This is a genomic window from Burkholderia sp. LK4 (assembly GCF_001043615.1).
Classification (GTDB): Bacteria; Pseudomonadota; Gammaproteobacteria; order Burkholderiales; family Burkholderiaceae; genus Burkholderia; species Burkholderia cepacia.
Genome location: NZ_LDUL01000059.1, coordinates 1 through 23,293, shown reverse-complemented (window position 1 = coordinate 23,293; position 23,293 = coordinate 1). Strand labels below are relative to the sequence as shown.

The window sequence follows — 23,293 nt, the reverse complement described above, 5'->3', positions numbered from 1 at the left end:
ATGATGGCGGATCGCAACGACCCGCCATTTTTTGATCCAGAAGCTGGCTACCCCGGAGATAATCATGGAAAAAAGTGTCGAAAATTTCTTTTCGTGTGTCCGCGGACATCCAGCCATGGTGCAGAAACATTCAGCCGGCGCCAACATCCTGGTCGGCTCGGATCAAAGCCAGAGAAATACCGCGCAATCGATTATCCGGCATTGCCCGAAAAAACTCGAATATTCGTTCACCTACGTCGAGCTTGATACGGAAAATCACGAACGGGTCATAACGGAAATCGACCGGTGTGACATGTTCATCTTCATGTACGACTCGTCCATCCGTTCCGACATCAACCCGCATGGGCCGTCATTCATCCCGCCCCTCAAGCCGAAAATGGCCGAGCACTGGAAGAAGTCGGTATTGCTGCGGGAATACGGCGAATTCTTCAAGGAGGCCTTTTCCGAGAGCATCGACGACATTGCCGCCCGCAACGAACGCATCATTGCGGCGGCACAACGCGCTCGAGGTGTGCAATTTCACGACGGCTTCGGCGGTTCGCTGCACGGAACGCTGGATCAGACATGGAAAAGCCTAGATGGCCGCAACCACTACGACCTGATGCCCGGCGAAGTGGCGACCCGCGTACTCGACCTGAGCGGAAGCGTGTTGTTCGGCGGCACCTTCCTGAGCACGGTGCCCTTTGCCATCAAGTACGGTGTCATCGACCCGATATTGAAGATCGGAATCGAGCGGAGCCAGGTGGTCAGCGTCGAATCGGCAAATCGACAGCTCGAGGACGATTTCAGGTTGTATCTCGACAAATGCGCGGGGAACAGGATCGTCGAGGAGTTCGGGATCGGGACGAACCTGAACGTCAGGCTGCATGGACGCAATGCAAGTTTCGAAGAACGCCATCCCGGGTTGCACCTTGGCCTCGGCGGCGGTGAACGCGGCAGCCATCACCTGGATCTGGTGTTTTCGTCCGGAACGATCCTGTTCGACGACACCGTCATCTTCGACGGCTCATTCCGTGTGTAGCCCCTGCGACGACACGGCCGGCATCGACGCGCCGGCGAGATGCCGGCATCGTGACGTCCACCGCCGGCCCCCTGCTCGCGCCGGATCCCGTTGCGCCCGCCCCGCACGGTGAGCGCGCCCGCCGGAACTGCATTCATGGTCGACCTCGAACAGCAACTGCGTGCCGCGCAGACGCAATACGCGGGCGATTCACGTGATCTCGCGATCCTGCACCGGATCTGCGAACTGCTGACTGCCCTCCGGCGAGAGGAGGAAATGCTCCCCTGGGCCGACCTGGCGCTGGCGCTCGACCCGCACGACGCCGTCTCCATGACACGGCGTGCCGATGCGCTCTACCTGCTGGGCCGCTACGTCGAAGCCGCCGAAGCCTGGAAACGCGATCCGTCGCGGCACAGCCGGCCCGAACTCCACCGCTTGCGACTGGGCATGAGCCTGATGATGGCCGGCGATCTCGCGCAGGCCATCGCGTTGCTCGACGAAGCCTTCCGGATGGCGGCATCCGGTCCTGCCGAGATGAGCGCATCGATCGGATTCGCGATGGGAGAAGCGATGCTCAAGGCGGGCGATCCGCGCGGCTTCGCCTATTGGCGAATGCGTGACGACGTTCCGCGCCTGTCCGCCAATTACCGCCCGGTCGACCTCCCGACATGGGACGGCGAATCGGATGTGCGCGGCAAGCGTGTCCTGATCACGCATGAACACGGCTTCGGCGACAACTTTCTCCTCTCGGCCTGCGTGGCCGACTGGCTGGACGAAGGCGCGCGCGTCATGCTCACCTGCCATCCGCAGAGCCACGCGCTCATGCAGGCGTCGCTGCCGCGTTGCGAGGTCGTCGCCGCCCCCAGTCCGGGGCAGTTTCATGCGCCGTTGCCCGATGAACTGCAAGCACGCGTCGACAGGTTCGCGCCGGACCTGCATGCCACGCTGCTTCATTTGCCGATGCTGAAAGCCCGGCGGACACGCCGGCCGGAACGATGGTTCGCGCCGTACATCAAGACGCCGCCGCACAAGCAGCGGCTCGCTGCCGAATGGGCCGCGCAAGTGCGCGAGCAACATCCGGGCAGGAAGCTGATCGGGCTGTTCTGGGATTGCGTCCAACGACATTGGCCAGAAAAAGGCGCCATCGTCAGGTGCTGGGCCAGCCGCCGCAGCCTGCCGCTCGATGCGATCGACGCGATCGTGGCACACCCGGCCATTGCGGAAAGCATGCATTTCGTGAATCTGCATCACCCCGCTGCCGCGGCGCTGGCGGGCACGCCGGCCGGCAATGTTGGTCACTACCGGCCCGGGATTCGGGACTTCGGCGACACGGCCGCATGCATGGCCCAACTGGACGCCGTGGTCGCGGTCGATTCGGGCGTCGCCAACCTGGCGGCCATGATGGGTATGCGGACTTGCGTACCGACCCACGTCTGCGGCGACTGGCGCTGGGGTGTCGAGGGTACCGCGAGCCCCTGGATCGCGCAGGCGACCGCCGTGCGGCAAACCCGCGAAGGCGACTGGAGCGACGTGATTCGACGCATCAACGCGTGGCTCATGCATGTCGTGGCCTGATGCCTGCTCACGCCGGACAGGCATGCCGGCGCCCCCCGGCTCCCGGAATCTTTCCGGGACGGGGGGCGCCGATCCGTCAAGCCGCTTGCGGGCCGGGCGAACGCCCGGCCGCGTCGCTCAATGCACGCCGAGATACGCCTTCACCGCCGGCAGGCCCGGCTTGCCGTCGAGCGTCGTCACGCCCGCGAGCCACTTGTCGAGCGCCTGCGGGTTCGCCTTCAGCCACTCGGCGGCCGCCTTGTTCGGCTCTACCTTGTTCATGATCGGCACCATCACGTGGTTCTCGATCGTCGTCGTGAACTGCAGGTTCGACACGAACTTCGCGACGTTCGGGCAGCGCTGCGCGTAGTCAGGCGGCGTCGCCGTCAGCACCTTTGCTTCGCCGTAGTTCGGGCCGAACACGTCGTCGCCGCCGCTCAGGTAGTCGATCTTCATCTGCACGTTCATCGGATGCGGCTCCCAGCCGAGGAACACGATCCACTGCTTGTCGCGGATCGCGCGATTCACCTCGACCAGCATCCCGGCCTCGCTCGACTCGACCATCTTGAACTTGCCGAGGCCGAACTGGTTGCCGTCGATCATCTTCTTGATCAGCAGGTTGCCGTCGTTGCCCGGCTCGATCCCGTAGATCTTGCCGTTCAGCTTGTCCGCATATTTCTGGATGTCCGCGAACGACTTCAGGCCGCCCTGATAGACGTAGTCGGGCACCGCGAGCGTGTATTTCGCGCCGGTCAGGTTGGGCGTGGAGAGCACCTTGATCGTGCCGGCCTTCGTGAACGGCTGGATGATCGGGTCCATCGTCGGCGACCAGTAGCCGAGGAACACGTCGATCTGCTTGCTCTTGATCCCCGCGAACGTGATCGGCACCGACGCGATCGTCTTCGTCGGGTTGTAGCCGAGCCCCTGCAGCATCGTCGTGGCGAGGCCCGTGGTTGCCGCGATGTCGGACCAGCCGACATCCGCGAAGCGCACGTTCTTGCACACGGGCGGATCGGCCGCATAAACGGCCGACATCGGCGCGGTTATCCCGATCCCGCACACCGCTGCGATCAATAGGCGCTTCATCTTGCTTCTCCTCAAAGTGATGTCGTTTGCTTGAATGCGGGATCGTTTATTGAAGCCGCGCGCCGCGATCCCGGCGACGTCGCGGACTGGATGATTCTCGACAGTCAGCGCCCCGGCAGCCTGCGCTCGTAACTTGGCGCGTGGCCGAACTGCGCGCGATAGGCCTTGCTGAAATGGCACGGCGAATGAAACCCGCAGACCGTCGTCACGCGCGCGATCGACGCATCGGTCGTGCGCAGCAGGTCGCGCGCGCGTTTCAGGCGCAGCGTCAGGTAATAGTGGGTCGGCGACACGTTCAAATACACCTTGAACATCCGCTGCAGGTGCCGCTGCGACAGCCGCACGAGCCGCGCGAGTTCCTCGAGCGACAGCGGCTCCTCGATGTTCGCCTCCATCAGCCGCACGACCTCGATCAGCTCCGCGCGCGAGAAGCCGACGCGCGCATCGACCGGAATCGGCTGCGTATCGGTCGAGCTGCGGATGCGCTCCAGGATGAACTGCTCGGATACCTGCGCGGCCAGCTGCTGGCCGAACCGCATGCCGACGAGGTTCAGCATCAGGTCGAGCGGCGCGGTGCCGCCGGTGCAGGTCAGCCGGTCGCGGTCGACGACGAACAGTTCGTCGGCGAACCCGACCTGCGGAAACTCGGCATGCAGCGACGACAGGTTCTCCCAGTGCACGGTGCAGCGATAACCGTCGAGCAGCCCGCTCGACATCAGCGCATACGCGCCCGTGCAGATGCCGCCGAGCGGCAGCCCGCGTTCGGCAAGCGCCGCGAGCGTATCGCGCGCTCCTTCGTCGACCACGTCGCGGATGCGGATGCCGCCGCACACGATCATCACGTCGGGCAGCTTCGTGTAGTCGAGCGCCTGCGTCGGCCGTACCGCGATGCCGTTGCTGGCATGCACCGGGCTGCCGTCGAGCGAGTAGATCGACCACTGGTAGTGATCGGCCCGCCCGACGTAGTTCGCCATCCGAAGCACTTCGACAGCGCTCGAGAACGCGATCATCGAGAAGTTCGGCAGCGTCAGGAAGCCGAAATGGGCGAGGGACGAAACCGGTGAAACGCAGGCGGCGGGCGCGACAGCGACGGCGGACGTCACATCGGTCTCCTGGCGACAAGGTTGCAGGGGGCCACCCCCGCGGCCGAAGCCGCGGAAGTCGTTTTCTATCGTCAAGGTAAGCGGCCGGGGCTTCCGGCCGCCGGAGGTCAGGCCTGTGCGGGTGAAGCCTTCACACGAAACAGCTGCTTGAGGCCCGAGAACAGCGGCGCCTTCACGGTGCCCGGCGCGCGGCCGAAGCTTTCGGTGATGCGGTCGAGAATGATCGCGAGCAGCACGACCGACAGACCGCTTTCGAAACCGAGGCCGATGTCGAGGCGCTGGATACTGGCGAGCACGTCGTTGCCGAGGCCGCCCGCGCCGACCATCGACGCGATGATCACCATCGACAGCGCCATCATGATCGTCTGGTTCACGCCCTGCATGATCGACGGCAGCGCATTCGGGAACTGCACCTTGTACAGCAGCTGCCACGGCGTGCAGCCGAAGGCCTGGCCGGCTTCGACGATCTCGCGGTTCACGTGGCGGATGCCGAGGCTCGTCAGGCGCACCGCCGGCGGCATCGCGAAGATCACCGTCGACAGGATCCCCGGCACGCGGCCGAGACCGAACAGCATCGCGGCCGGAATCAGGTAGACGAACGCGGGCATCGTCTGCATCAGGTCGAGGATCGGGCGCACGATCGCGGCGACCCACTTGCTCTTCGCGGCCCAGATGCCGAGCGGGATGCCGAGCACGAGGCTGATGATCGTCGACGACAGCGTGAGGCCGAGCGTGATGACGGTCTGGTCCCAGAAGCCGGTCGCGAAGATCAGCAACAGCGACGCGGTGGTGAACAGCGCGAAGCGCCAGCCCACCCGCCACAGCCCGACGCCGATGAAGATCGCCATCATCAGCCACATCGGGATCGCCTGCAGGCCATGCTCGACGAAGGCCGCGAGCCCCTCGATCGCTTGACCGATCGCGTCGAACGTCTTCGCGTCATGGTCGAGCAGGTAGTGAACGGACTGGTCGACCCAGGTACCGAGCGGAATCATTTCAGACATGGGAGCCTCGCGAACGCGTGATGGCCTTCAGGATGAGCGCACGATCGACCGAGCCGCAGTAGCAGCCGTCGTCGTCGACGACAGGCAGTGCATTCGGGCTCGCGACCACGCGCGCGACGACATGTTCGAGCGACGCATCGCGCCGGATGCTTTCGATCGGGCTCACGGACGGCGTGTCCTGACCGATCGCATCGCGCGTGACGAAGCCGCGGATCTTGCGTTGCGCGTCAAGCACGAACGCATAGTCGGCACTGCCGTTCAGCGTGGCCGCGACGTTCGCGGCATCGCACTTCGACACGATCGGCACGGCGCCCGTCTGCATCAGGTCGCCGGCCGTGAGGTAGCGGCTGGTGTCGATGCCGTCGAAGAATGCGCGCACGTAATCGTCGGCCGGGTTCGCGATGATGTCCTGCGGCGTGCCGACCTGCACGAGCCGGCCGCCTTCCATGATCGCGATGCGGTTGCCGATGCGCAGCGCCTCTTCCAGATCGTGCGACACGAACATGATCGTGCGGCGCTGTTCCTTCTGCAGTTGCAGCAGCACATCCTGCATTTCGCGGCGCTTGAGCGGATCGAGCGCGGAGAACGCCTCGTCCATGATCATCAGCGACGGGTTCACGGCCAGCGCACGGGCGAGGCCCACGCGCTGCTGCATGCCGCCCGACAGCTCGGACGGCAGCTTGTGCGAGAACGGCGCAAGGCCGACCTGCTCGAGCACTTCCATCGCGCGGCGCTCGCGTTCCTTCTTGCCGACGCCCGCGACTTCCAGGCCGAACGCGGCGTTCGACACCACGGAGCGATGCGGCATCAGCGCGAACGACTGGAACACCATGCTCATGTCCTTGCGGCGCAGCGCGGTCAGCGCCGAGCGGCGCGCCGACGCGACGTCGAGCCCGTCGATCATCACCTTGCCGGCGCTCGGATCGACCAGCCGGTTCACGAGGCGGATCAGCGTGGACTTGCCGGAGCCGGACAGGCCCATCAGCACGAAAATTTCGCCTTCCTGCACATCGAAGGAGACGTTGTGCACGCCGACGACCTGGCCGGTGCGCTTGAGCACGTCGTCCTTCGTCGCGCCGGCGGCAAGCATGTCGAGCGCCTGCTGCGGGTTACTTCCAAACACCTTGCACAGACCTTCGACCACGACCTTGGGGGCATCCATCGAAACCTTCTCCTCGTGTAGCGGGGACTCACGTATGTCATAGCGTGCCTACATAGTTGCCAGAAAAAACCCCGACCTGCCGACGAATTACGACAAACGCTTGCGCAAATACGACACGGCCTCCAGCCCCGCCGGGCGGGCCGCGGCGCGCGGCGGCACGCGATTGCGGCGGTGCAATACGCGCACGGCCAGCAACGGCGGGCATCGCGCGCCGGACTTGTGCGCAGCAGCGTCGCGCATATCGCGTCGCTTTTTGCGCGAATTCGCATCGGGCGCGCGTCGCTTTACGACAATTCCACGTCCGATCCCGCGGCCATATGGCCTGACAAATGCGCACGCGGCATTCACCGATAAAAAGCATGACCGTGCAAAAAGCCGCACGACGACACCTGCAGGTGCACGCCGCGATACCGCGCCAACCCGGAAAATCCCCGACAGCCGCTGTGATACATTCCCCGCCAACAGGCTGATTGCACCGCAGGCCGCCATGCGGCGGCCGCCTTCAGCCGTGCATGCCGGTTCGCCTGCCGGCCATGCCGACACCGCCTCGACCGGCATACGTCCGATCGCAGGCCGATAACGATACGAGAGAGGGAGCAAGGCGAGATGAACTGGGCTTTTACCGCAATCGGCTTCGTCGTGGGCGGGATTGCCGCATTGATCGGGGATTTCTCCGCCGTCAACGGCGCCGTGCTCGGCGCCGCGATCGGGTTCTGTCTCGATCACACGCTGCAACAGCGCAAGCGCAAGGGCAAAGGCGCGGCACCCGACACGTCCGCGATGCAGACGCCGCCCGCCCAGCCGCCGGTTCCGCTCGCCGATCGCGTCGCGCGGCTCGAAGCCACCGTCGAGACGCTGACACGTGAAGTCGCGTCGCTGCGCGGCCAGCTGGCCGGCGCGAAGGCCGGCTCGATCTCGACCGCGGCGACGTCGCACACGGCCGCAGGCACCGCATCGGTGTCCGCTGCCCCGTCCGCGATCTCATCCGCCCCCGTCCCGCCTTCGGCCACGCTGCCGCCGCGCCCGCCAGCCCAGCCGGCCGCCGCGCGCGCGGACGCACCGGCGTCGCTATCGGCACCGGCTCCTGCGCCAGCCCCGGCGCCGGTTCGCACCGCCGCGCCGGTACCGGCCGCGCTCCACGCGACTGAAACACCTGCCGCTGCGGCCCCCGCACCGTCGGTTCCCCCCACGCCGCCCAAACCGCGCGAGCCCGACATCGTCGAGCGTGCATTCCGCGCCGCGCGCGACTGGCTGCTCGGCGGCAACACGGTCGTGCGCGTCGGGATCGTCGTGCTGTTCTTCGGGGTCGCGTTCCTGCTCAAGTACGCGGCCGACAACAACATGCTGCCGATCGAATTCCGCCTCGCGGGCACCGCGCTCGCCGCGGCCGCGCTGCTCGCGACCGGCTGGCGCGTGCGTGCGCGCCGCGCGGCGTACGGGCTCGTGCTGCAGGGCGGCGGCGTCGGCATCCTGTACCTGACGATCTTCGCCGCGACCAAGCTTTACGCGCTGCTGCCCGTCGGCGCCGCGTTTCCGCTGATGGTCGCGGTATGCGCGCTGAGCGCGTTCCTCGCGGTGCGGCAGAACGCGCTGCCGCTCGCGTTCATGGGCACCGCGGGCGGCTTTCTCGCGCCGGTGCTGCTGTCGACCGGGCACGGCAACCACGTCGCGCTGTTCAGCTACTACGCACTGCTGAACGCGGGCATCTTCGCGATCGCGTGGTTCAAGGCCTGGCGCCCGCTGAACCTGCTCGGCTTCGCGTTCACGTTCACGATCGGCTCCGCGTGGGGCGTGACGGCCTATCGCCCCGCGCTGTTCGCGAGCACCGAGCCGTTCCTGATCCTGTTCTTCCTGATGTATGTCGGCATCGCATTGCTGTATGCGGTGAAGCGCGAGCTCGCGCTGCGGCACTACGTCGACGGCACGCTCGTGTTCGGCACGCCGATCGTCGCGACCGCGCTGCAGGCGTCGCTCGTGAAGGACATGCCGTTCGGACTCGCATGGAGCGCCGTCGCGCTGTCGGCGTTCTACGTCGTCGTCACCGCATGGCTCGCGCGGCGCCGCGACCGCCTCGCGCTGCTGTTCGAATCCACGCTCGCGCTCGCGGTGATCTTCGCGACGCTGGCCGTGCCGCTCGCGTTCTCCGGCCCGACGACCAGCGCCGCGTGGGCGATCGAAGGCGCGGCCGTCGTCTGGCTCGGCGTGCGCGAAAAGCGCATGCTGCGGTTCGGCTTCGGGCTGCTGATGCAGCTCGCCGCGGCCGGCGCGTTCTTCACGAGCCTGCTCGGGCCGGCCGACGCCACCGCGCTGCCCGTGCTCAACAGCCCATACATCGCGATGCTGCTGATCGCGCTCGCCGGCCTGTTCACCGGCTGGTGGCTGCACGGGCGCGCGGAAGCGCGCGCGTGGCATGCATGGATGCCCGAGATCGGCGCCGCGGCAGCCGCGTGGGGACTGCTGTGGTGGGTCAGCGGCGGGCTGCACGAGATCCTCGTCTACGCGAGCCGTCACGTCGACCTGCATGCCGACCGCTTCGTCGTCGATTCGACCGCGCTGTTCGCGGCCGGCACCGCGTGGCTTGCGCATGTCGCGCGCCGCCGGCTGGCGTGGCCGCTCGCCGAATGGCCCGCGCTCGCGTTGACGCCCGTGCTGGCACTGCTCGCGCTGCGTGCGTTCGATGCGCATGAAGCACCGCTGTCGGGGATGGGTACGTTCGCGTGGCCTGTCGCCGTCGGCGCCGGCCTCGCACTGCTGTGGCGCCAGGCGCGCGGCACGGCAAGCGCAGATCCCGCAAATGGCACGACGCCCGGCACCGCGCCCGGCCTCGTGCAAGCCGTCGCCGCAGGCATCATCGCGCCGCTGCACACGCTGACGTTCTGGACCCTGTGCGGACTGCTGTCGCTCGAAGGGTTCTGGCGCCTGCGCACGTTCGTGCCCGAAGGCGCATGGAGCTGGAGCGCATGGGCCTACGGTTTCGGTGTGCTGCTCCTGCTGGTGTCGGGCCCCGGCTCGCGTCTGCGCTGGCCCGTCGCGGCGTTCCCGCGTGCTTACCAGGTGTGGGGCGCGGCACCGCTCGCCGCGCTGCTGTGGCTGTGGAGCATCGCCAGCGTGATCAGCGACGGCAACGCGGCGCCGCTCTTCTGGCTCCCGCTGCTCAACCCGCTCGACATCGCGCAGTGCCTGGTGTTCGTCGCGTTCACCGTGTGGCTGCGCCGCCTGCGCGCGCTCGGCATCGCATGGCATCCGCGCATCGTCGACTACGCCGCGATCGCCACCGTGTTCCTGTGGTTCAACGCGCTGATGCTGCGCACGTTGCATCACCGCTTCCACATGACCTACGACATCGACACGGTGCTGTCGTCGTTCGGCATCCAGCAGGTGTTCATGGTCGGCTGGAGCCTGTTCGCGTTCGCCGGGATGTGGCTGACGCGCCGCGACGGCATCGCCCGCGTGTGCGCGCTCGCGTCGCTGCCGCTCATCGTCGTGATGTGGGTGTGGACCTTCTACGCGAACTTCACGCAGGACGGCGGCAGCTGGGCGCGCGTGCCGCTCTTCAACCCGCTCGACCTCGTGCTTGCGGTCGTCTATGCGCTCGCCGCGTCGTGGTTCGTGCGCGCACGCAAGCTCGGCTGGTCGTTCGGCAACCATCGCGTCGAGCTGCTGAGCGCGGCCGGGGCGACCGCGTTCCTGTGGCTGAACGCGATCCTGCTGCGCACGCTGCATCACTGGGCCGGCGTGCCGTACGAACTCGGCGCGATGGCGGAATCGACGCTCGTGCAGGCGTCGGTGTCCGTGTACTGGACGCTCTGTGCGCTCGCGATCACGATCTGGGCCACGCGCCGCGGGCTGCGACCGCTGTGGTTCGTCGGCGCCGCATTGCTCGCGCTCACGGTCGTCAAGCTGTTCCTGTTCGACCTGTCGCACGTGACCGGCATCGAGCGGATCGTGTCGTTCATCGGCATCGGCGTGCTGCTGCTGTTGATCGGCTATTTCTCGCCGCTGCCGCCGAAGGCCGCCGCGCAACAGGACGGCCTGCAATGAAACGACTCGCCGCGCTGCTCGGCCTGAGCCTGCTCGCGTCGTTCGCGGCGGCCGACGGCCCGCCCGCGCAGCGCTTCTCGCTCGACCTCGACGGCACTGCCGCGTATTACCAGCTCACCGTGCCGCAGCCTGTTTATGCGGCGAGCCGGCGCGACGATCTCGGCGACGTGCGCATCTTCAACGGCGCGGGCGAGCCGGTGCCGTATTCGCTCGACGCGCCCGCGGCTGCCGCGCCCGCCGTACCGCCGACGCGCACGCCGGTGCACTGGTTCCCGCTGCCGCCCGCCCGCGCCGACAACGGCAGCGCGCCGCTCGGCGTGACGGTCGGCCCGGACGGCGCGCTGCGCGCGGGCGTCGCCGCACCGGCGCGCGCAAAGCACGGCGCGGATCTCGTCGACCTGTCGCATGCGGACGGCGACATCGACGCGCTGCTCGTACACGTGGGCGACGACAGCTACCAGGGGCGTGTCGCCGTCGAAGCCAGCGACGACCTGCGCAGCTGGCGCTCGCTCGGCAGCACGCAGTTGCTGAAAGTCGGCCGCGGCGACGACATGCTCGTGCAGGAACGCATCGCACTCGAAGGCGCGGCACCGCGCTACCTGCGGCTCGACTGGCTCGACGGCGCGCCCGCGATCGCGTCGATCGACGTCGAGACGCACCCGCGCGATGCGCGCGGAACCGACACCGCGTCCTTGCCGCGCCAATGGCGCAACGCCGTGCGCGTGCGGGCCGGCGGCACGCCTGGCGAGTACCTGTTCGACACCGACGGCGCGTATCCGGTCGACCGCGTGCGCATCGACCTGCCGCAACCGAATACCGTCGCGCGTGCGACGCTGCAGAGCCGCGCCGACGCGCAGGCGCCGTGGCGCGACGTCGCGGGCGCCGTGCTGTTCCGGCTGCAGGGCAAGGCCGGCGAGCAGCGCAATCCGCCGCTCGAGTTCGCGGCGAATACGGATCGCACGTGGCGAATCGTCGTCGACATGCGCAACGGCGGATTCGGCAGCGGCCAGCCGGCCGTCGTGATCGGCTGGCATCCGGCCGCGCTGACTTTCGTGGCGCGCGGCGCACCGCCGTTTACGCTCGGCGTCGGCGATGCGTCGCTCGTGTCGTCGGCCGTCGGCCGCGACGCGCTGCTGGTCGGCATGGCGCCCGAAGTGCGGCCCGCGCGCGTCGGCGCGGCGTTGCCGGTATCGGCGGTCACGCCGGCGCCGGCCGCCGACACGGATGCCCCGCGCCGCTACGTGCTGTGGGGCGCGCTGGTCGTCGCGGTCGGCGTGCTCGGCACGATCGCGTGGCGCCTCGCGAAAGGCGGCGGCGAATCGAGCGGCCGCGACGAGTGATGCGGTGCGGCCGCGTCGGGCTTCGATCGCCACGCAATCAGTGTGGCCGGCGCACGCGGGTTGATGCAGGTGCGGCCCGCCGCCGAACGCGATCTCGTCGCGCAGGTGAAGAACCTGTCCGATCCGGCCACCAACGTGCGGATCGCCGCGGCCATCTTATGAAAGGCCGCGCCAGGGCATAAAAAGCGCGTAAACGTCCGTTTCGCCGCGGCGCGGCGGGGGTGTCTCGAGGGCCGTACACGAGCGGGAGCGCCACACTCCGCTCATTCGGCGTTTACGCGGCAAAACAGGAGCAGGAACTGGAGCCCGGCGTTCAGCCGAAGGTGTAGCGCCCGTGCTGACGCGGGCGCCACGGCGACGAGCGGCAACTCGCGGCACCGGCCGCACGTCGCGCCGCGCAGCCAGCGCCACGCCGCACGTACCGATCGCGCCGAACCAGCGCGGCCACGCGCGACGGCAACGCATGAGCAACACGCCGCACGGCCGCCATGCGCGCGGCCATGCGCGACGCCGGCGACGCCGACAACACCCGGCGCGCGACATGCGCGACGGGCCGCTTGCAGAGGATCGCGCTGTTGTAACGCTTGCCGTCGAAGCGCATCACGTCGACGACGTCGAAACCCTGCGAGCCGTAGAACGCGAGCAGGTGCGAAGCGGGATGCGGCGTATCGAGCGCGAGCAGCGTGTAGCCGCGCAACGCGGCCCACCGCTCGGCGAACGACAGCAGCAACGCGCCGATCCCGCGGCTCTGGCAATCGGGGTCCACCGCCACCTGCCGTACGCTCGCGACGCCTTCGCGCCGGTACAGCGGGCAGGCCGACGACGGATCGGTCGCATACAGCGTGGCCGTGCCGATCACGCGCCCGCCGCACACGGCGACGTAGCACTCGCCCGCTTCCGCGCGACGGCGCGTGACGGCCTCGTCCTGGTCGACACAGGTACAGTTGAGCCCCATCGCGCCGAGCCGCGCGAACGCGCGATGCAGCATCGGCGTGAGGTGGGCATAGCTGTCGAAGGCCGGATCGAAACGCCGCACGATCACCCGGTCGGCGCACGCGGAAGGCGGCGCGGCAGGCGTGTGTTCGGCGATCGCGTTCCAGGGTATCGACATTGCCATGCTCCGTGGTTGGGATGCCCGAAGTCTATGAGCGCGCCGATGGCCCCCGCAAGAAAAAATGTCGTAAAAGTTTGGGGACGTGCGTGCGGAAGAAACGGTTGCGACGGTGCACGCCGCGGCGTCGCGTGCGTCATTGCGAACGCATGACGGCACACCGATCGTTGCGCACGCAAGCAATGCATCGAGCGCGACAGCGTCGATCGCCGGCGCGCGCCGTTGACACATGCTGCAGCGCCATCCACACTCGCCGGATTCTCTTCGCTCCCGGCGCGCCCATGATCACCTGCTTCCTTCGCTACGTCATCGATCCGTACAAGCTCGACCAGTTCGAAACCTACGGCAAGATGTGGATTCCGCTCGTCGAGCAGTTCGGCGGCACGCATCACGGTTACTTCCTGCCGTCCGAAGGGGCAAACAACATTGCGCTCGCGATGTTCTCGTTCCCGAGCCTCGCCGAATACGAGCGCTACCGCGAACGCTCGATGGACGATCCGGCCTGCCAGGCCGCGTTCCGCTATGCCGAGGAAACGCGCTGCATCGTCAGCTACGAGCGCAGCTTCTTCCGGCCGGTGTTCGAATAACGGGCCACGGCCCGGCGCATCGCGCCCCTTTTCCTGACCGGGACGAAAAAAAGCCCCGCCTGCATCCGCGCGGCGGGGCCAACCCATGTCAGTAGAGACATCATGGAGGAGACGGGCCCATCTTATCGACCGCGGCCGGCCAGCCCAACCAAGCATTTCTGCTATCGATCCGTGCGGCCGCGCACACGATTGCCCGTGCCTCCCGGCATATCGATAGAACGAAAAGTCGTTTTCAGAGTGGCGGCGGGGTCGTTACCATCTGGTTTTTAAGCCTGTGCTTAGCCGGGCAAGCCATCCCCAAGGAGCGCCCCTTGACTGCATTCGATCAACACCGCCGCCCGTTCGTCGTCGGCATTGGCGGTACCACCCGCGCAGCGTCGTCGACCGAACGCGCGCTGTCGTTCGCGTTGCGCGGCGCGCAGGCAGCCGGCGCACGCACGCGCCTGTTCGACGGCCCGTTCCTGCATACGCTGCCGCACTACGCCCCCGAACACAAAACGCTGACCGACGCGCAGCGCGAACTGATCGACGCCGTGCGCCAGGCCGACGCGATCATCATCGCGACGCCCGGCTATCACGGCGGCGTCTCCGGCCTCGTGAAGAACGCGCTCGATACGCTCGAGGAACTGCGTGCGGACGATCGGCCCTATCTCGACGGACGCGCGGTCGGCCTGATCGTCACCGCGTACGGCTGGCAGGCGGCAGGCACCGTGCTGACGTCGCTGCGTTCGATCGTGCATGCACTGCGCGGCTGGCCGACGCCGTTCGGCGCGACCGTGAACACGCTCGAAACGCGCTTCGACAGCGCCGACAGCTGCTCGGATCCAAAGGTCGTCGCCCAGCTCGAGACGGTCGGCACGCAAGCGGCCGAGTTCGCGCTTGCGTTCGCGTCGCATCGCGCGGCCTCGCATGCGGCATCGGTCGATGCGCTCGCGCCTGTGCTGAAGATCGCCAACCAGTAATTTCCCCGCCTTCCACCGCCCGCGCCCGGACGACCCCGTTCGTCGGCGCGGACGGTGCACATTCGGACGAACGGCCACGCGCCGTGCACGCCGACGCTGCTCCCCGGTCGCCCTTTCCCCGTACCCCGCGCCGATAACGATTCGGCCCGCCGCGTGATTTGCATTGGCCGAAAGATTGGTTCACGCGGCCGGCGGGTTTTCGTACGCTGAACATCCGAACTCTCTCCGCGCACGCCATGAACCGTACGATCCGCTACAAGGGCTACGAAGTCGCCCCCGCTGCCGCCCGGTTGCCGAACGGGCTGTTCGCCGCCAACCTGACGATCGCGAAGGCAAGCAGCGGCCCGTCGCCGCGCTCCGTGTCGTTCGACGCGATCGATTTCTTCTTCGAGGAAGAACACGCGCTTGCCTACGCGTCCCGCTGGGGCCGCCTCTGGGTCGACACGCACGCGTGACGCACGCCTGGCCGGCGTGCGCATGGCCGCTCGAAAATACGCGATTACGGAAGCTATGCAAGAATCTTTCGATCCGTAATCGCACAACAATAGCCATGAGTGACACGCTGCAGGAACAGCACGCAGCCGCAGATCACGCAATGCGCAACTGGACCTTCGAGAGGCAAGGTCCGGTCCGGATCGGTTCCGATGCGCACATGCAGATGTTCTGCCGCATGCTGCTCGACACACACAACCCGTACAAGCCGGCGGTCATCGACTGGCCGGCGCTCAAGCCCGCCGAGCTCAAGCGGCTCACGTCGCTGCCGATCTGGGACATCGCGGTGCAAACCGAAGGTCGTGCATCGATCCGCGTCGCAACCTATGCGGCGACGGTCGGCAATCCGCTGCTGCGCCGCGCGCTCGAGATGGACGGCGGCGAGGAAGCGCGCCACAAGGTCGTGCTGTCGAAGCTCGTCGAGGCATACGGCATCCGGCTCGCCCCCGAGCCCCCCTACCCGGCGCCGAAGGATCCCGAGTGGTCGTGGATGGTCACGGGCTTCAGCGAATGCATCGACAGCTTCTTCGCGTTCGGCCTGTTCCGTTCCGCGCAGCGCTCCGGTTATTTCCCGCCCGAACTCGTCGACACGTTCGAGCCCGTGATCCAGGAAGAAGGCCGCCACATCCTGTTCTTCGTGAACTGGTACGCGTGGTACTGGCGCAGCTTGACGTGGTGGCGCCGGCCCTGGTTCTTCGCGCGGGTCGCGGCCGTGTGGGTGCATTTGATCCGCGAGCGCATCGGCATCGCGCGCGGGATCGACGCCGACGGCGTCGCGCGCGACGCGAACTTCCCGGCGACGAACACCGCCGACATCGGCGAAGCGCTCAAGCCACGCGAGCTGATCGAACTGTGTCTCACCGAGAACGATCGGCGGATGGCCGGTTACGACAAGCGCCTGCTGCGTCCGTTGTTCGTGCCGCGTATGGCACGGCTCGCGCTGCGGTTTCTCAAGAAGTAAGGCAACCGCTCCGGGCAAGGGCCCGGTTGCCCGGTTGCCCGGTTGCCCGGTCGAGCATCCTGGCAACCGGGCCTCGGCCATCATCACGTCCGGGCCGGCTGAATGCCGGCCGGAGCCGACAGGTGGCAATCGCATCGTCCGCATCCGGGCGCGCAGCAGCGCAATGCGCAACGATACGTCGTGGTCGACGCATCCGTTCTGCTCTGTACTCCACGCCCCGCGTCCCGTTAATACCTCGATGCGCGTTCGTCACGCTTTGCATGGCGAGCGGCATCGGTCGGGCTACCCGGCCCACCGCCCGCTCGACGTCGCCACATCGCCACATCGCATGCGGTGTGAAACCTCACCGGCCTGCATCCACCTGCCAGATGTGGCGCACCCGACACATTCACTCACGCCCTTTTTTCTTCGGCGCTTCGGGGCGTGCGGACAAATTGTCACACCCAGGATTTAACAATTCAGCGGGCGTCCGCCAGCGGCTTTAACACCCGGCCGCCAGCACGCGCAAAACGGGAGCGGGTAATGCCTCCCGGACGGGTTCGCCTCGTCGCCAAACCCCACACGAATGTCAACATCAACGAAATAGTCAATAGGACAAATTCGAAATACGAATGACGACCGGCCGGTCCATCGCCCTGTAGCACTTTTTTACAAATTCGACGAGCCATCCCGCCCGGAACGCCCGTCACACGGGCCATCGCAGCGAACGAAATGCGCATATCAGCACAGCCAGGCATTCTTCATTTTGAATTAAATTGATTTACAGACAATCCAATAAATCAATCAGAAATCGGCAAGCAAATCACGAATTAACAAATTAACGAGATGGATATCTCATTATCCCGCAACGTGCCCCTTCACATTACAAACAAGAAAGGAAGGCTTCGCTCGCAAACGTTTGCTATTTCAATTTCCTTTCTTTCGCCCCAATCACATCTGTAATCCACCGTACAAAACACAAATAACTCATTGATTTATATGGAAAATATGTAATGCCCATCGAGAGGCTACGATCCTACATTTTTCATTCTTACATCTTACAAATTCATTCTTCATTGATGCATCAAAACACCGCCCATTAACCATCCTTTAACTTTTCAAACACGACATTTATCACTTTTTAGCAATCTAAAAAATCCTCCTCCAATAAACTCCGCCCATCAATTTTGAGATTCGCGCGAGCGCACGGAGCATTCCTCTAACAAAAGAGACCGGTGTGTGGCGTGCACATTTGGAGGTAGCAGGACATGAACCGCACATACCGCTCGATCTGGAACGAAGCCCTCGGCGCCTGGGTCGCTGCGTCTGAACACGATTCGGCACGGGGCAAGCCGAACAAGTCGGCTGTCGTGAAGGCCGTCGCAGCCGCCGTGCTCGTCGCGGGGGCAGGCGTCGGCAACGTTGCGCATGCGCAGTACAGCGCCGGGGGCGGGAACGCGACCAATGCAACCTCGATTGCCATCGGCGCCGGCTCCAGCGGATTCACCGTTCCCGGCCAGAGCCCGACCGCCTCCGCCGCCGGCGCGGTCGCCATTGGCGCGAACTCGCCGACCAATACGGTCGCCACCGCATCGAATGCAACGGCATTCGGTACCGGCTCCTCGGCCACCGCGACTGCGGCATCTGCGTTCGGTCAAGGTACGTCGGCAACCGGTAATTTCGCGACCGCCGTCGGCAGCGGCACGAAAGCAACCGCCAACTACGCAACCGCCCTGGGCAGCACCAGCGCGGTCAACGGCATCCAGACGCAGGCATCCGGCGTCGGCTCGACCGCAATCGGCAGCAACGCCACCGCAGGCGCACAGGCGGCCGCACAGGATTCGATTTCGATCGGCGGCCAATCGTCGGTCACCTCCAGCGCAACGTCCGGCATCGCGATCGGCCGCGGTGCGACGACCAACGGCGCATACGGCATTGCACAGGGCGATGGCACCATTTCCGGCGCAACCGGCCAGAACGTCGCAATCGGTTCGTCGGGTACGACGGCCAACAGTGGTAGCGCGAACGGCGGCGCGGTGGCAATCGGCCGCGCTCAGAGCGTGAGCGGCGACGGCGCCGTCGGGATCGGCAACGGCAACTCCGCATCGGGCACGGGTTCGGTCGCCATCGGCAACACAGCCACCGCAACCAACAGCTCGGTTGCGCTTGGCAGCTCGGCCAGCGCCACGGGCACGAACGGCTCGATCGCCATCGGCAATTCCTCGACCGCGACGGGCACCGGCGCGATCTCGCTCGGCAACGTCGGCAGTTTCGCCGCAAAGTCGCTTGCCAGCGGCACCGATGCGCTGGCGCTCGGCAACGGCTCGACGGCCAGCGGCACCGCCGGTGCGGTCGCTGTCGGTGCGGCAGCCGTGGCGTCGGGTACCTACGGGACGGCGCTCGGTTCGAATTCGACCGCAAGCGTCGCGAACTCGGTCGCCCTCGGCTACAACGCCGTGACGAGCAGCCTGTCGACGTCGACGTCCGGCGGCACCACGACCGTCAGCAGTGCCACGATCGGCGGTCAAACGTTCGGCAACTTCGCGGGCTCCGGAGCGGCTGGCGGTGTCGTCAGCGTCGGGCAGGCCGGCTTTGAACGCCGCGTCCAGAACGTTGCCGCTGGCCTCGTCAGCGCAACCAGCACCGACGCCATCAACGGCAGCCAGCTCTACTCGGTCGCGAGCACGACGACGTCGAGCATCACGAGCCTGTCGACGTCGGCTTCGACCGGCTTGTCGTCGGCGAATAGCTCGATCACGTCGCTGTCGACCTCCACGTCGACGGGTCTGTCGTCGGCCACCAGCTCGATCGGCTCGCTGTCGACCGGTCTCTCGTCGACGAAAAGTTCGATCACTTCGCTGTCGTCCTCCACGTCGACGGGTCTGTCGTCGGCCACCAGCTCGATCGGCTCGCTGTCGACCGGCCTCTCGTCGGCCAACAGCTCGGTCACTTCGCTGTCGTCTTCCACGTCGACGGGTCTGTCGTCGACGAACAGCTCGGTCACTTCGCTGTCGTCCTCCACGTCGACCGGCCTGTCGTCGGCGAATAGCTCGATCACGTCCCTGTCGACTTCGACCTCGACCGGTCTGTCGTCGGCCACCAGCTCGATCGGTTCGCTCTCGACCGGCCTCTCGTCGACCAATAGCTCGGTCACCTCGCTGTCGTCCTCTACGTCGACCGGTCTGTCGTCGGTCACCAGCTCGATCGGTTCGCTCTCGACCGGTCTCTCGTCGACGAACAGCTCGGTCACGTCGCTGTCGTCCTCCACGTCGACTGGCCTGTCGTCGGCCAATAGCTCGATCACCTCGCTGTCGACTTCGACCTCGACCGGCTTGTCGTCGGCCACCAGCTCGATCGGCTCGCTCTCGACCGGCCTCTCGTCGACGAATAGCTCGGTCACTTCGCTGTCGTCCTCCACGTCGACCGGCCTGTCGTCGGCCACCAGCTCGATCGGCTCGCTCTCGACCGGCCTCTCGTCGACCAACAGCTCGGTCACGTCGTTGTCGTCCTCCACGTCGACTGGCCTGTCGTCGGCTAATAGCTCGATCACGTCCCTGTCGACGTCGACCTCGACTGGCCTCTCGTCGGCCACCAGTTCGATCGGTTCGCTCTCGACCGGCCTCTCGTCGACGAACAGCTCGGTCACGTCGCTGTCGTCCTCCACGTCGACTGGCCTGTCGTCGGCTAATAGCTCGATCACCTCGCTGTCGACTTCGACCTCGACTGGCTTGTCGTCGGCCACCAGCTCGATCGGTTCGCTCTCGACCGGCCTCTCGTCGACCAACAGCTCGGTCACTTCGCTGTCGTCCTCCACGTCGACTGGCCTGTCGTCAGCCACCAGCTCGATCGGCTCGCTGTCGACCGGCCTCTCGTCGACGAACAGCTCGGTCACTTCGCTGTCGTCCTCCACGTCGACCGGCCTCTCGTCGGCCAACAGCTCGATCGGCTCGCTCTCGACCGGCCTCTCGTCGACCAATAGCTCGGTCATCTCGCTGTCGACCTCCACGTCGACCGGCCTGTCGTCTGCCACCAGCTCGATCGGTTCGCTGTCCACCGGCTTGAGCACGGTCTCGACGAAGACAGACAACCTCGGTAGCAGCACGGCCTCGGCACTTGGCGGTGGCTCGACGTATGACCCGACAACCGGCAAGGTCTCGGCCCCGTCGTACACCACGTACAACTCGAACGGCACGACGTCGACCGCCAACAGCGTCGGCTCGGCAATCGACAGCATCAACAGCCAGGGCATCAAGTACTTCCACGCGAACTCGACCGGCGCCGACAGCACCGCGACGGGCACCGACGCCGTCGCCATCGGCAGCGGCGCCATCGCCAGCACGAACAATTCCGTCGCGCTGGGCGCCGGCTCGAAGGCCGACGCCGCGCCCGTCGGCACGAGCAGCGCAACCGTCGGCGGCGTAACGTTCGGCGGATTCGCAGGCACCACGCCGGTTGGCACCGTTAGCGTCGGCAGCGCCAACAACGAGCGGCAAATCACCAATGTCGCCGCCGGCCAGGTAACGTCGACCAGTACCGACGCGATCAACGGTAGCCAGCTTTATTCGGTCGCCCAACAGGTCGGTACCGCGACCAGTGCCATTTCGTCGCTGTCGACTTCGACCTCGACGGGGCTGTCGTCGGCTAACAGCTCGATCACGTCGTTGTCGACTTCGACCTCGACCGGCCTGTCGTCGGCCAACAGTTCGATCACCTCGCTGTCGACCTCGACCTCGACGGGTCTGTCCTCGGCTAACAGCTCGATCGATTCCCTGTCGACTTCCACCTCGACGGGCCTGTCGTCGGCCAATAGCTCGATCACGTCGCTGTCGACTTCCACGTCGACCGGCCTCTCGTCGGCCAATAGCTCGATCACCTCCCTGTCGACCTCGACCTCGACGGGTCTGTCGTCGGCTAACAGCTCGATCGATTCGCTGTCGACGTCGACCTCGACGGGCCTGTCCTCGGCGAACAGCTCGATCACCTCGCTGTCGACCTCGACCTCGACCGGCCTCTCGTCGGCCAACAGCTCGATCGATTCGTTGTCGACCTCGACGTCGACCGGTCTGTCGTCGGCGAACAGCTCGATCACCTCGCTGTCGACCTCCACGTCGACCGGCCTCTCGTCGGCCAATAGCTCGATCACTTCGCTGTCGACCTCGACCTCGACGGGTCTGTCGTCGGCTAACAGCTCGATCGATTCGCTGTCGACGTCGACCTCGACGGGCCTGTCCTCGGCGAATAGCTCGATCACGTCCCTGTCGACTTCGACCTCGACGGGTCTGTCCTCGGCCAACAGCTCGATCACGTCCCTGTCGACCTCGACCTCGACGGGCTTGTCGTCCGCGAATAGCTCGATCGACTCGTTGTCGACTTCGACCTCGACGGGTCTCTCGTCGGCCAACAGCTCGATCACTTCGCTGTCGACCTCGACCTCGACGGGCCTGTCCTCGGCGAACAGCTCGATCGATTCGCTGTCGACGTCGACCTCGACGGGCCTCTCGTCGGCTAACAGCTCGATCACTTCGCTCTCGACTTCGACCTCGACGGGCCTGTCCTCGGCGAACAGCTCGATCGACTCGCTGTCGACTTCGACCTCGACGGGTCTCTCGTCGGCCAACAGCTCGATCACTTCGCTCTCGACTTCGACCTCGACCGGTCTGTCCTCGGCGAACAGCTCGATCACCTCGCTGTCGACCTCGACCTCGACAGGCCTCTCGTCGGCCAACAGCTCGATCACTTCGCTGTCGACCTCGACCTCGACGGGTCTGTCGTCGGCTAACAGCTCGATCGATTCGCTGTCGACTTCGACCTCGACGGGTCTGTCGTCGGCGAATAGCTCGATTACCTCGCTGTCGACGTCGACGTCGACCGGTCTGTCGTCGGCTAACAGCTCGATCGATTCGCTGTCGACCTCGACGTCGACGGGTCTCTCGTCGGCGAACAGCTCGATCATCTCGCTGTCGACCTCGACCTCGACAGGCCTCTCGTCGGCTAACAGCTCGATCACTTCGCTGTCGACTTCAACCTCAACGGGTCTGTCCTCGGCTAACAGCTCGATCGATTCGCTGTCGACGTCGACCTCGACGGGCCTGTCCTCGGCGAACAGCTCGATCACGTCCCTGTCGACCTCGACGTCGACCGGCCTCTCGTCGGCCAACAGCTCGATCACTTCGCTGTCGACCTCGACCTCGACGGGTCTCTCGTCGGCCAACAGCTCGATCACTTCGCTGTCGACTTCAACCTCGACGGGTCTGTCCTCGGCGAACAGCTCGATCGATTCGCTGTCGACTTCAACCTCGACGGGCCTGTCGTCGGCCAACAGCTCGATCACGTCGCTGTCGACCTCGACGTCGACCGGCCTCTCGTCGGCCAACAGCTCGATCGATTCGTTGTCGACCTCGACCTCGACCGGTCTCTCGTCGGCCAACAGCTCGATCACGTCCCTGTCGACTTCGACCTCGACTGGCTTGTCGTCGGCCACCAGCTCGATCGGCTCGCTGTCGACCGGCCTCTCGTCGACCAACAGCTCGGTCACCTCGCTGTCGACTTCGACGTCGACCGGTTTGTCGTCGGCTAACAGCTCGATCACGTCGCTCTCGACTTCGACGTCGACCGGCCTGTCGTCGGCTAACAGCTCGATCGATTCGTTGTCGACCTCGACCTCGACCGGTCTGTCCTCGGCGAACAGCTCGATCACGTCGCTGTCGACCTCGACCTCGACCGGTCTGTCCTCGGCGAACAGCTCGATCACGTCGTTGTCGACCTCGACCTCGACCGGTCTGTCCTCGGCGAACAGCTCGATCACCTCGTTGTCGACCTCGACCTCGACCGGTCTGTCCTCGGCCAACAGCTCGATCACCTCGCTGTCGACCTCGACCTCGACCGGCCTGTCGTCGGCCAACAGCTCGATC

Annotated in this window: 13 protein-coding genes and 2 pseudogenes; 10 read left to right on the top strand and 5 right to left on the bottom strand. The window is 66.0% G+C overall.

Features of this window, described 5'->3' with window-relative positions; genetic code table 11:
- The first annotated feature begins 64 nt into the window (after positions 1–64).
- Together VK92_RS27375 and VK92_RS27370 are read left to right on the top strand one after the other, a co-directional pair.
- Entirely contained in the window at positions 65–1,021 is a 957-nt protein-coding gene (locus VK92_RS27375; RefSeq protein ID WP_048025498.1) for a hypothetical protein, read from the top strand.
- Positions 1,022–1,156: 135 nt separating this feature from the next.
- The gene (locus tag VK92_RS27370) at positions 1,157–2,575 is read left to right on the top strand and encodes a tetratricopeptide repeat protein (protein ID WP_048025476.1); all 1,419 of its coding nucleotides are present in this window, start codon (positions 1,157–1,159) and stop codon (positions 2,573–2,575) included.
- A gap of 117 nt (positions 2,576–2,692) precedes the next feature.
- Here the strand turns inward: VK92_RS27370 and VK92_RS27365 are convergent, their stop codons facing one another.
- From VK92_RS27365 to VK92_RS27350, 4 genes and pseudogenes are all read right to left on the bottom strand, one after another.
- Positions 2,693–3,640, bottom strand: coding sequence for a choline ABC transporter substrate-binding protein (locus VK92_RS27365; RefSeq protein WP_021163993.1), 948 nt, complete (start codon positions 3,638–3,640; stop codon positions 2,693–2,695).
- A gap of 104 nt (positions 3,641–3,744) precedes the next feature.
- Positions 3,745–4,743 carry a GlxA family transcriptional regulator gene (locus VK92_RS27360; RefSeq protein WP_042978246.1) on the bottom strand — a complete coding sequence of 333 codons (999 nt, stop codon included), beginning with the start codon at positions 4,741–4,743 and terminating at the stop codon, positions 3,745–3,747.
- Positions 4,744–4,850: 107 nt separating this feature from the next.
- Positions 4,851–5,747 carry a choline ABC transporter permease subunit gene (gene choW / locus VK92_RS27355; protein ID WP_021163994.1) on the bottom strand — a complete coding sequence of 299 codons (897 nt, stop codon included), beginning with the start codon at positions 5,745–5,747 and terminating at the stop codon, positions 4,851–4,853.
- Positions 5,740–7,224 (bottom strand): annotated as a pseudogene (locus tag VK92_RS27350) (quaternary amine ABC transporter ATP-binding protein); the annotation flags it as partial. The pseudogene VK92_RS27350 and the gene choW, both read right to left, overlap by 8 nt.
- A 291-nt stretch (positions 7,225–7,515) precedes the next feature.
- Between VK92_RS27350 and VK92_RS27340 the strand changes: the two are divergent.
- From VK92_RS27340 to VK92_RS40730, 3 genes and pseudogenes are all read left to right on the top strand, one after another.
- Positions 7,516–10,950, top strand: a complete 3,435-nt coding sequence (locus VK92_RS27340) for a DUF2339 domain-containing protein (RefSeq protein WP_048025474.1) — start codon at positions 7,516–7,518, stop codon at positions 10,948–10,950.
- A complete protein-coding gene (locus VK92_RS27335) occupies positions 10,947–12,290 on the top strand; it encodes a DUF3999 domain-containing protein (RefSeq protein ID WP_048025473.1) in 1,344 nt (447 codons plus the stop codon). Before VK92_RS27340 ends, VK92_RS27335 begins: the two co-directional genes overlap by 4 nt.
- A 27-nt stretch (positions 12,291–12,317) precedes the next feature.
- Positions 12,318–12,452 (top strand): annotated as a pseudogene (locus VK92_RS40730) (transglycosylase SLT domain-containing protein); the annotation flags it as partial.
- A gap of 151 nt (positions 12,453–12,603) precedes the next feature.
- On the opposite strand, the gene VK92_RS27330 reads toward VK92_RS40730, so the two are convergent.
- The gene (locus VK92_RS27330; protein ID WP_048025472.1) at positions 12,604–13,401 is read right to left on the bottom strand and encodes a GNAT family N-acetyltransferase; all 798 of its coding nucleotides are present in this window, start codon (positions 13,399–13,401) and stop codon (positions 12,604–12,606) included.
- Between the two features lie 281 nt (positions 13,402–13,682).
- On the opposite strand from VK92_RS27330, the gene VK92_RS27325 reads away from it, so the two are divergent.
- The 5 genes from VK92_RS27325 to VK92_RS42070 all read left to right on the top strand — a co-directional run.
- Entirely contained in the window at positions 13,683–13,988 is a 306-nt protein-coding gene (locus VK92_RS27325) for an NIPSNAP family protein (protein WP_021157098.1), read from the top strand.
- Positions 13,989–14,299: 311 nt separating this feature from the next.
- Complete coding sequence (locus VK92_RS27320; protein ID WP_027790596.1) at positions 14,300–14,950, top strand: NADPH-dependent FMN reductase; 651 nt, start codon at positions 14,300–14,302, stop codon at positions 14,948–14,950.
- Between the two features lie 236 nt (positions 14,951–15,186).
- Positions 15,187–15,405, top strand: coding sequence for a hypothetical protein (locus tag VK92_RS27315; RefSeq protein ID WP_021157097.1), 219 nt, complete (start codon positions 15,187–15,189; stop codon positions 15,403–15,405).
- Positions 15,406–15,500: 95 nt separating this feature from the next.
- Positions 15,501–16,403: a hypothetical protein gene (locus tag VK92_RS27310; protein WP_048025471.1), complete on the top strand. Its 903-nt coding sequence runs from the start codon at positions 15,501–15,503 to the stop codon at positions 16,401–16,403.
- 1,247 nt (positions 16,404–17,650) lie between these two features.
- The coding region (locus tag VK92_RS42070; RefSeq protein WP_269434868.1) for an ESPR-type extended signal peptide-containing protein at positions 17,651–23,293 on the top strand (5,643 nt) is incomplete at its 3' end.

Coding starts and splice junctions, on each gene's coding strand:
- VK92_RS27375 (WP_048025498.1), top strand. CDS start 65: ATGGAAAAAAGTGTCGAAAATTTCTTTTCGTGTGTCCGCGGACATCCA.
- VK92_RS27370 (WP_048025476.1), top strand. CDS start 1,157: ATGGTCGACCTCGAACAGCAACTGCGTGCCGCGCAGACGCAATACGCG.
- VK92_RS27365 (WP_021163993.1), bottom strand. CDS start 3,640: ATGAAGCGCCTATTGATCGCAGCGGTGTGCGGGATCGGGATAACCGCG.
- choW (WP_021163994.1), bottom strand. CDS start 5,747: ATGTCTGAAATGATTCCGCTCGGTACCTGGGTCGACCAGTCCGTTCAC.
- VK92_RS27340 (WP_048025474.1), top strand. CDS start 7,516: ATGAACTGGGCTTTTACCGCAATCGGCTTCGTCGTGGGCGGGATTGCC.
- VK92_RS27335 (WP_048025473.1), top strand. CDS start 10,947: ATGAAACGACTCGCCGCGCTGCTCGGCCTGAGCCTGCTCGCGTCGTTC.
- VK92_RS27330 (WP_048025472.1), bottom strand. CDS start 13,401: ATGTCGATACCCTGGAACGCGATCGCCGAACACACGCCTGCCGCGCCG.
- VK92_RS27325 (WP_021157098.1), top strand. CDS start 13,683: ATGATCACCTGCTTCCTTCGCTACGTCATCGATCCGTACAAGCTCGAC.
- VK92_RS27315 (WP_021157097.1), top strand. CDS start 15,187: ATGAACCGTACGATCCGCTACAAGGGCTACGAAGTCGCCCCCGCTGCC.
- VK92_RS27310 (WP_048025471.1), top strand. CDS start 15,501: ATGAGTGACACGCTGCAGGAACAGCACGCAGCCGCAGATCACGCAATG.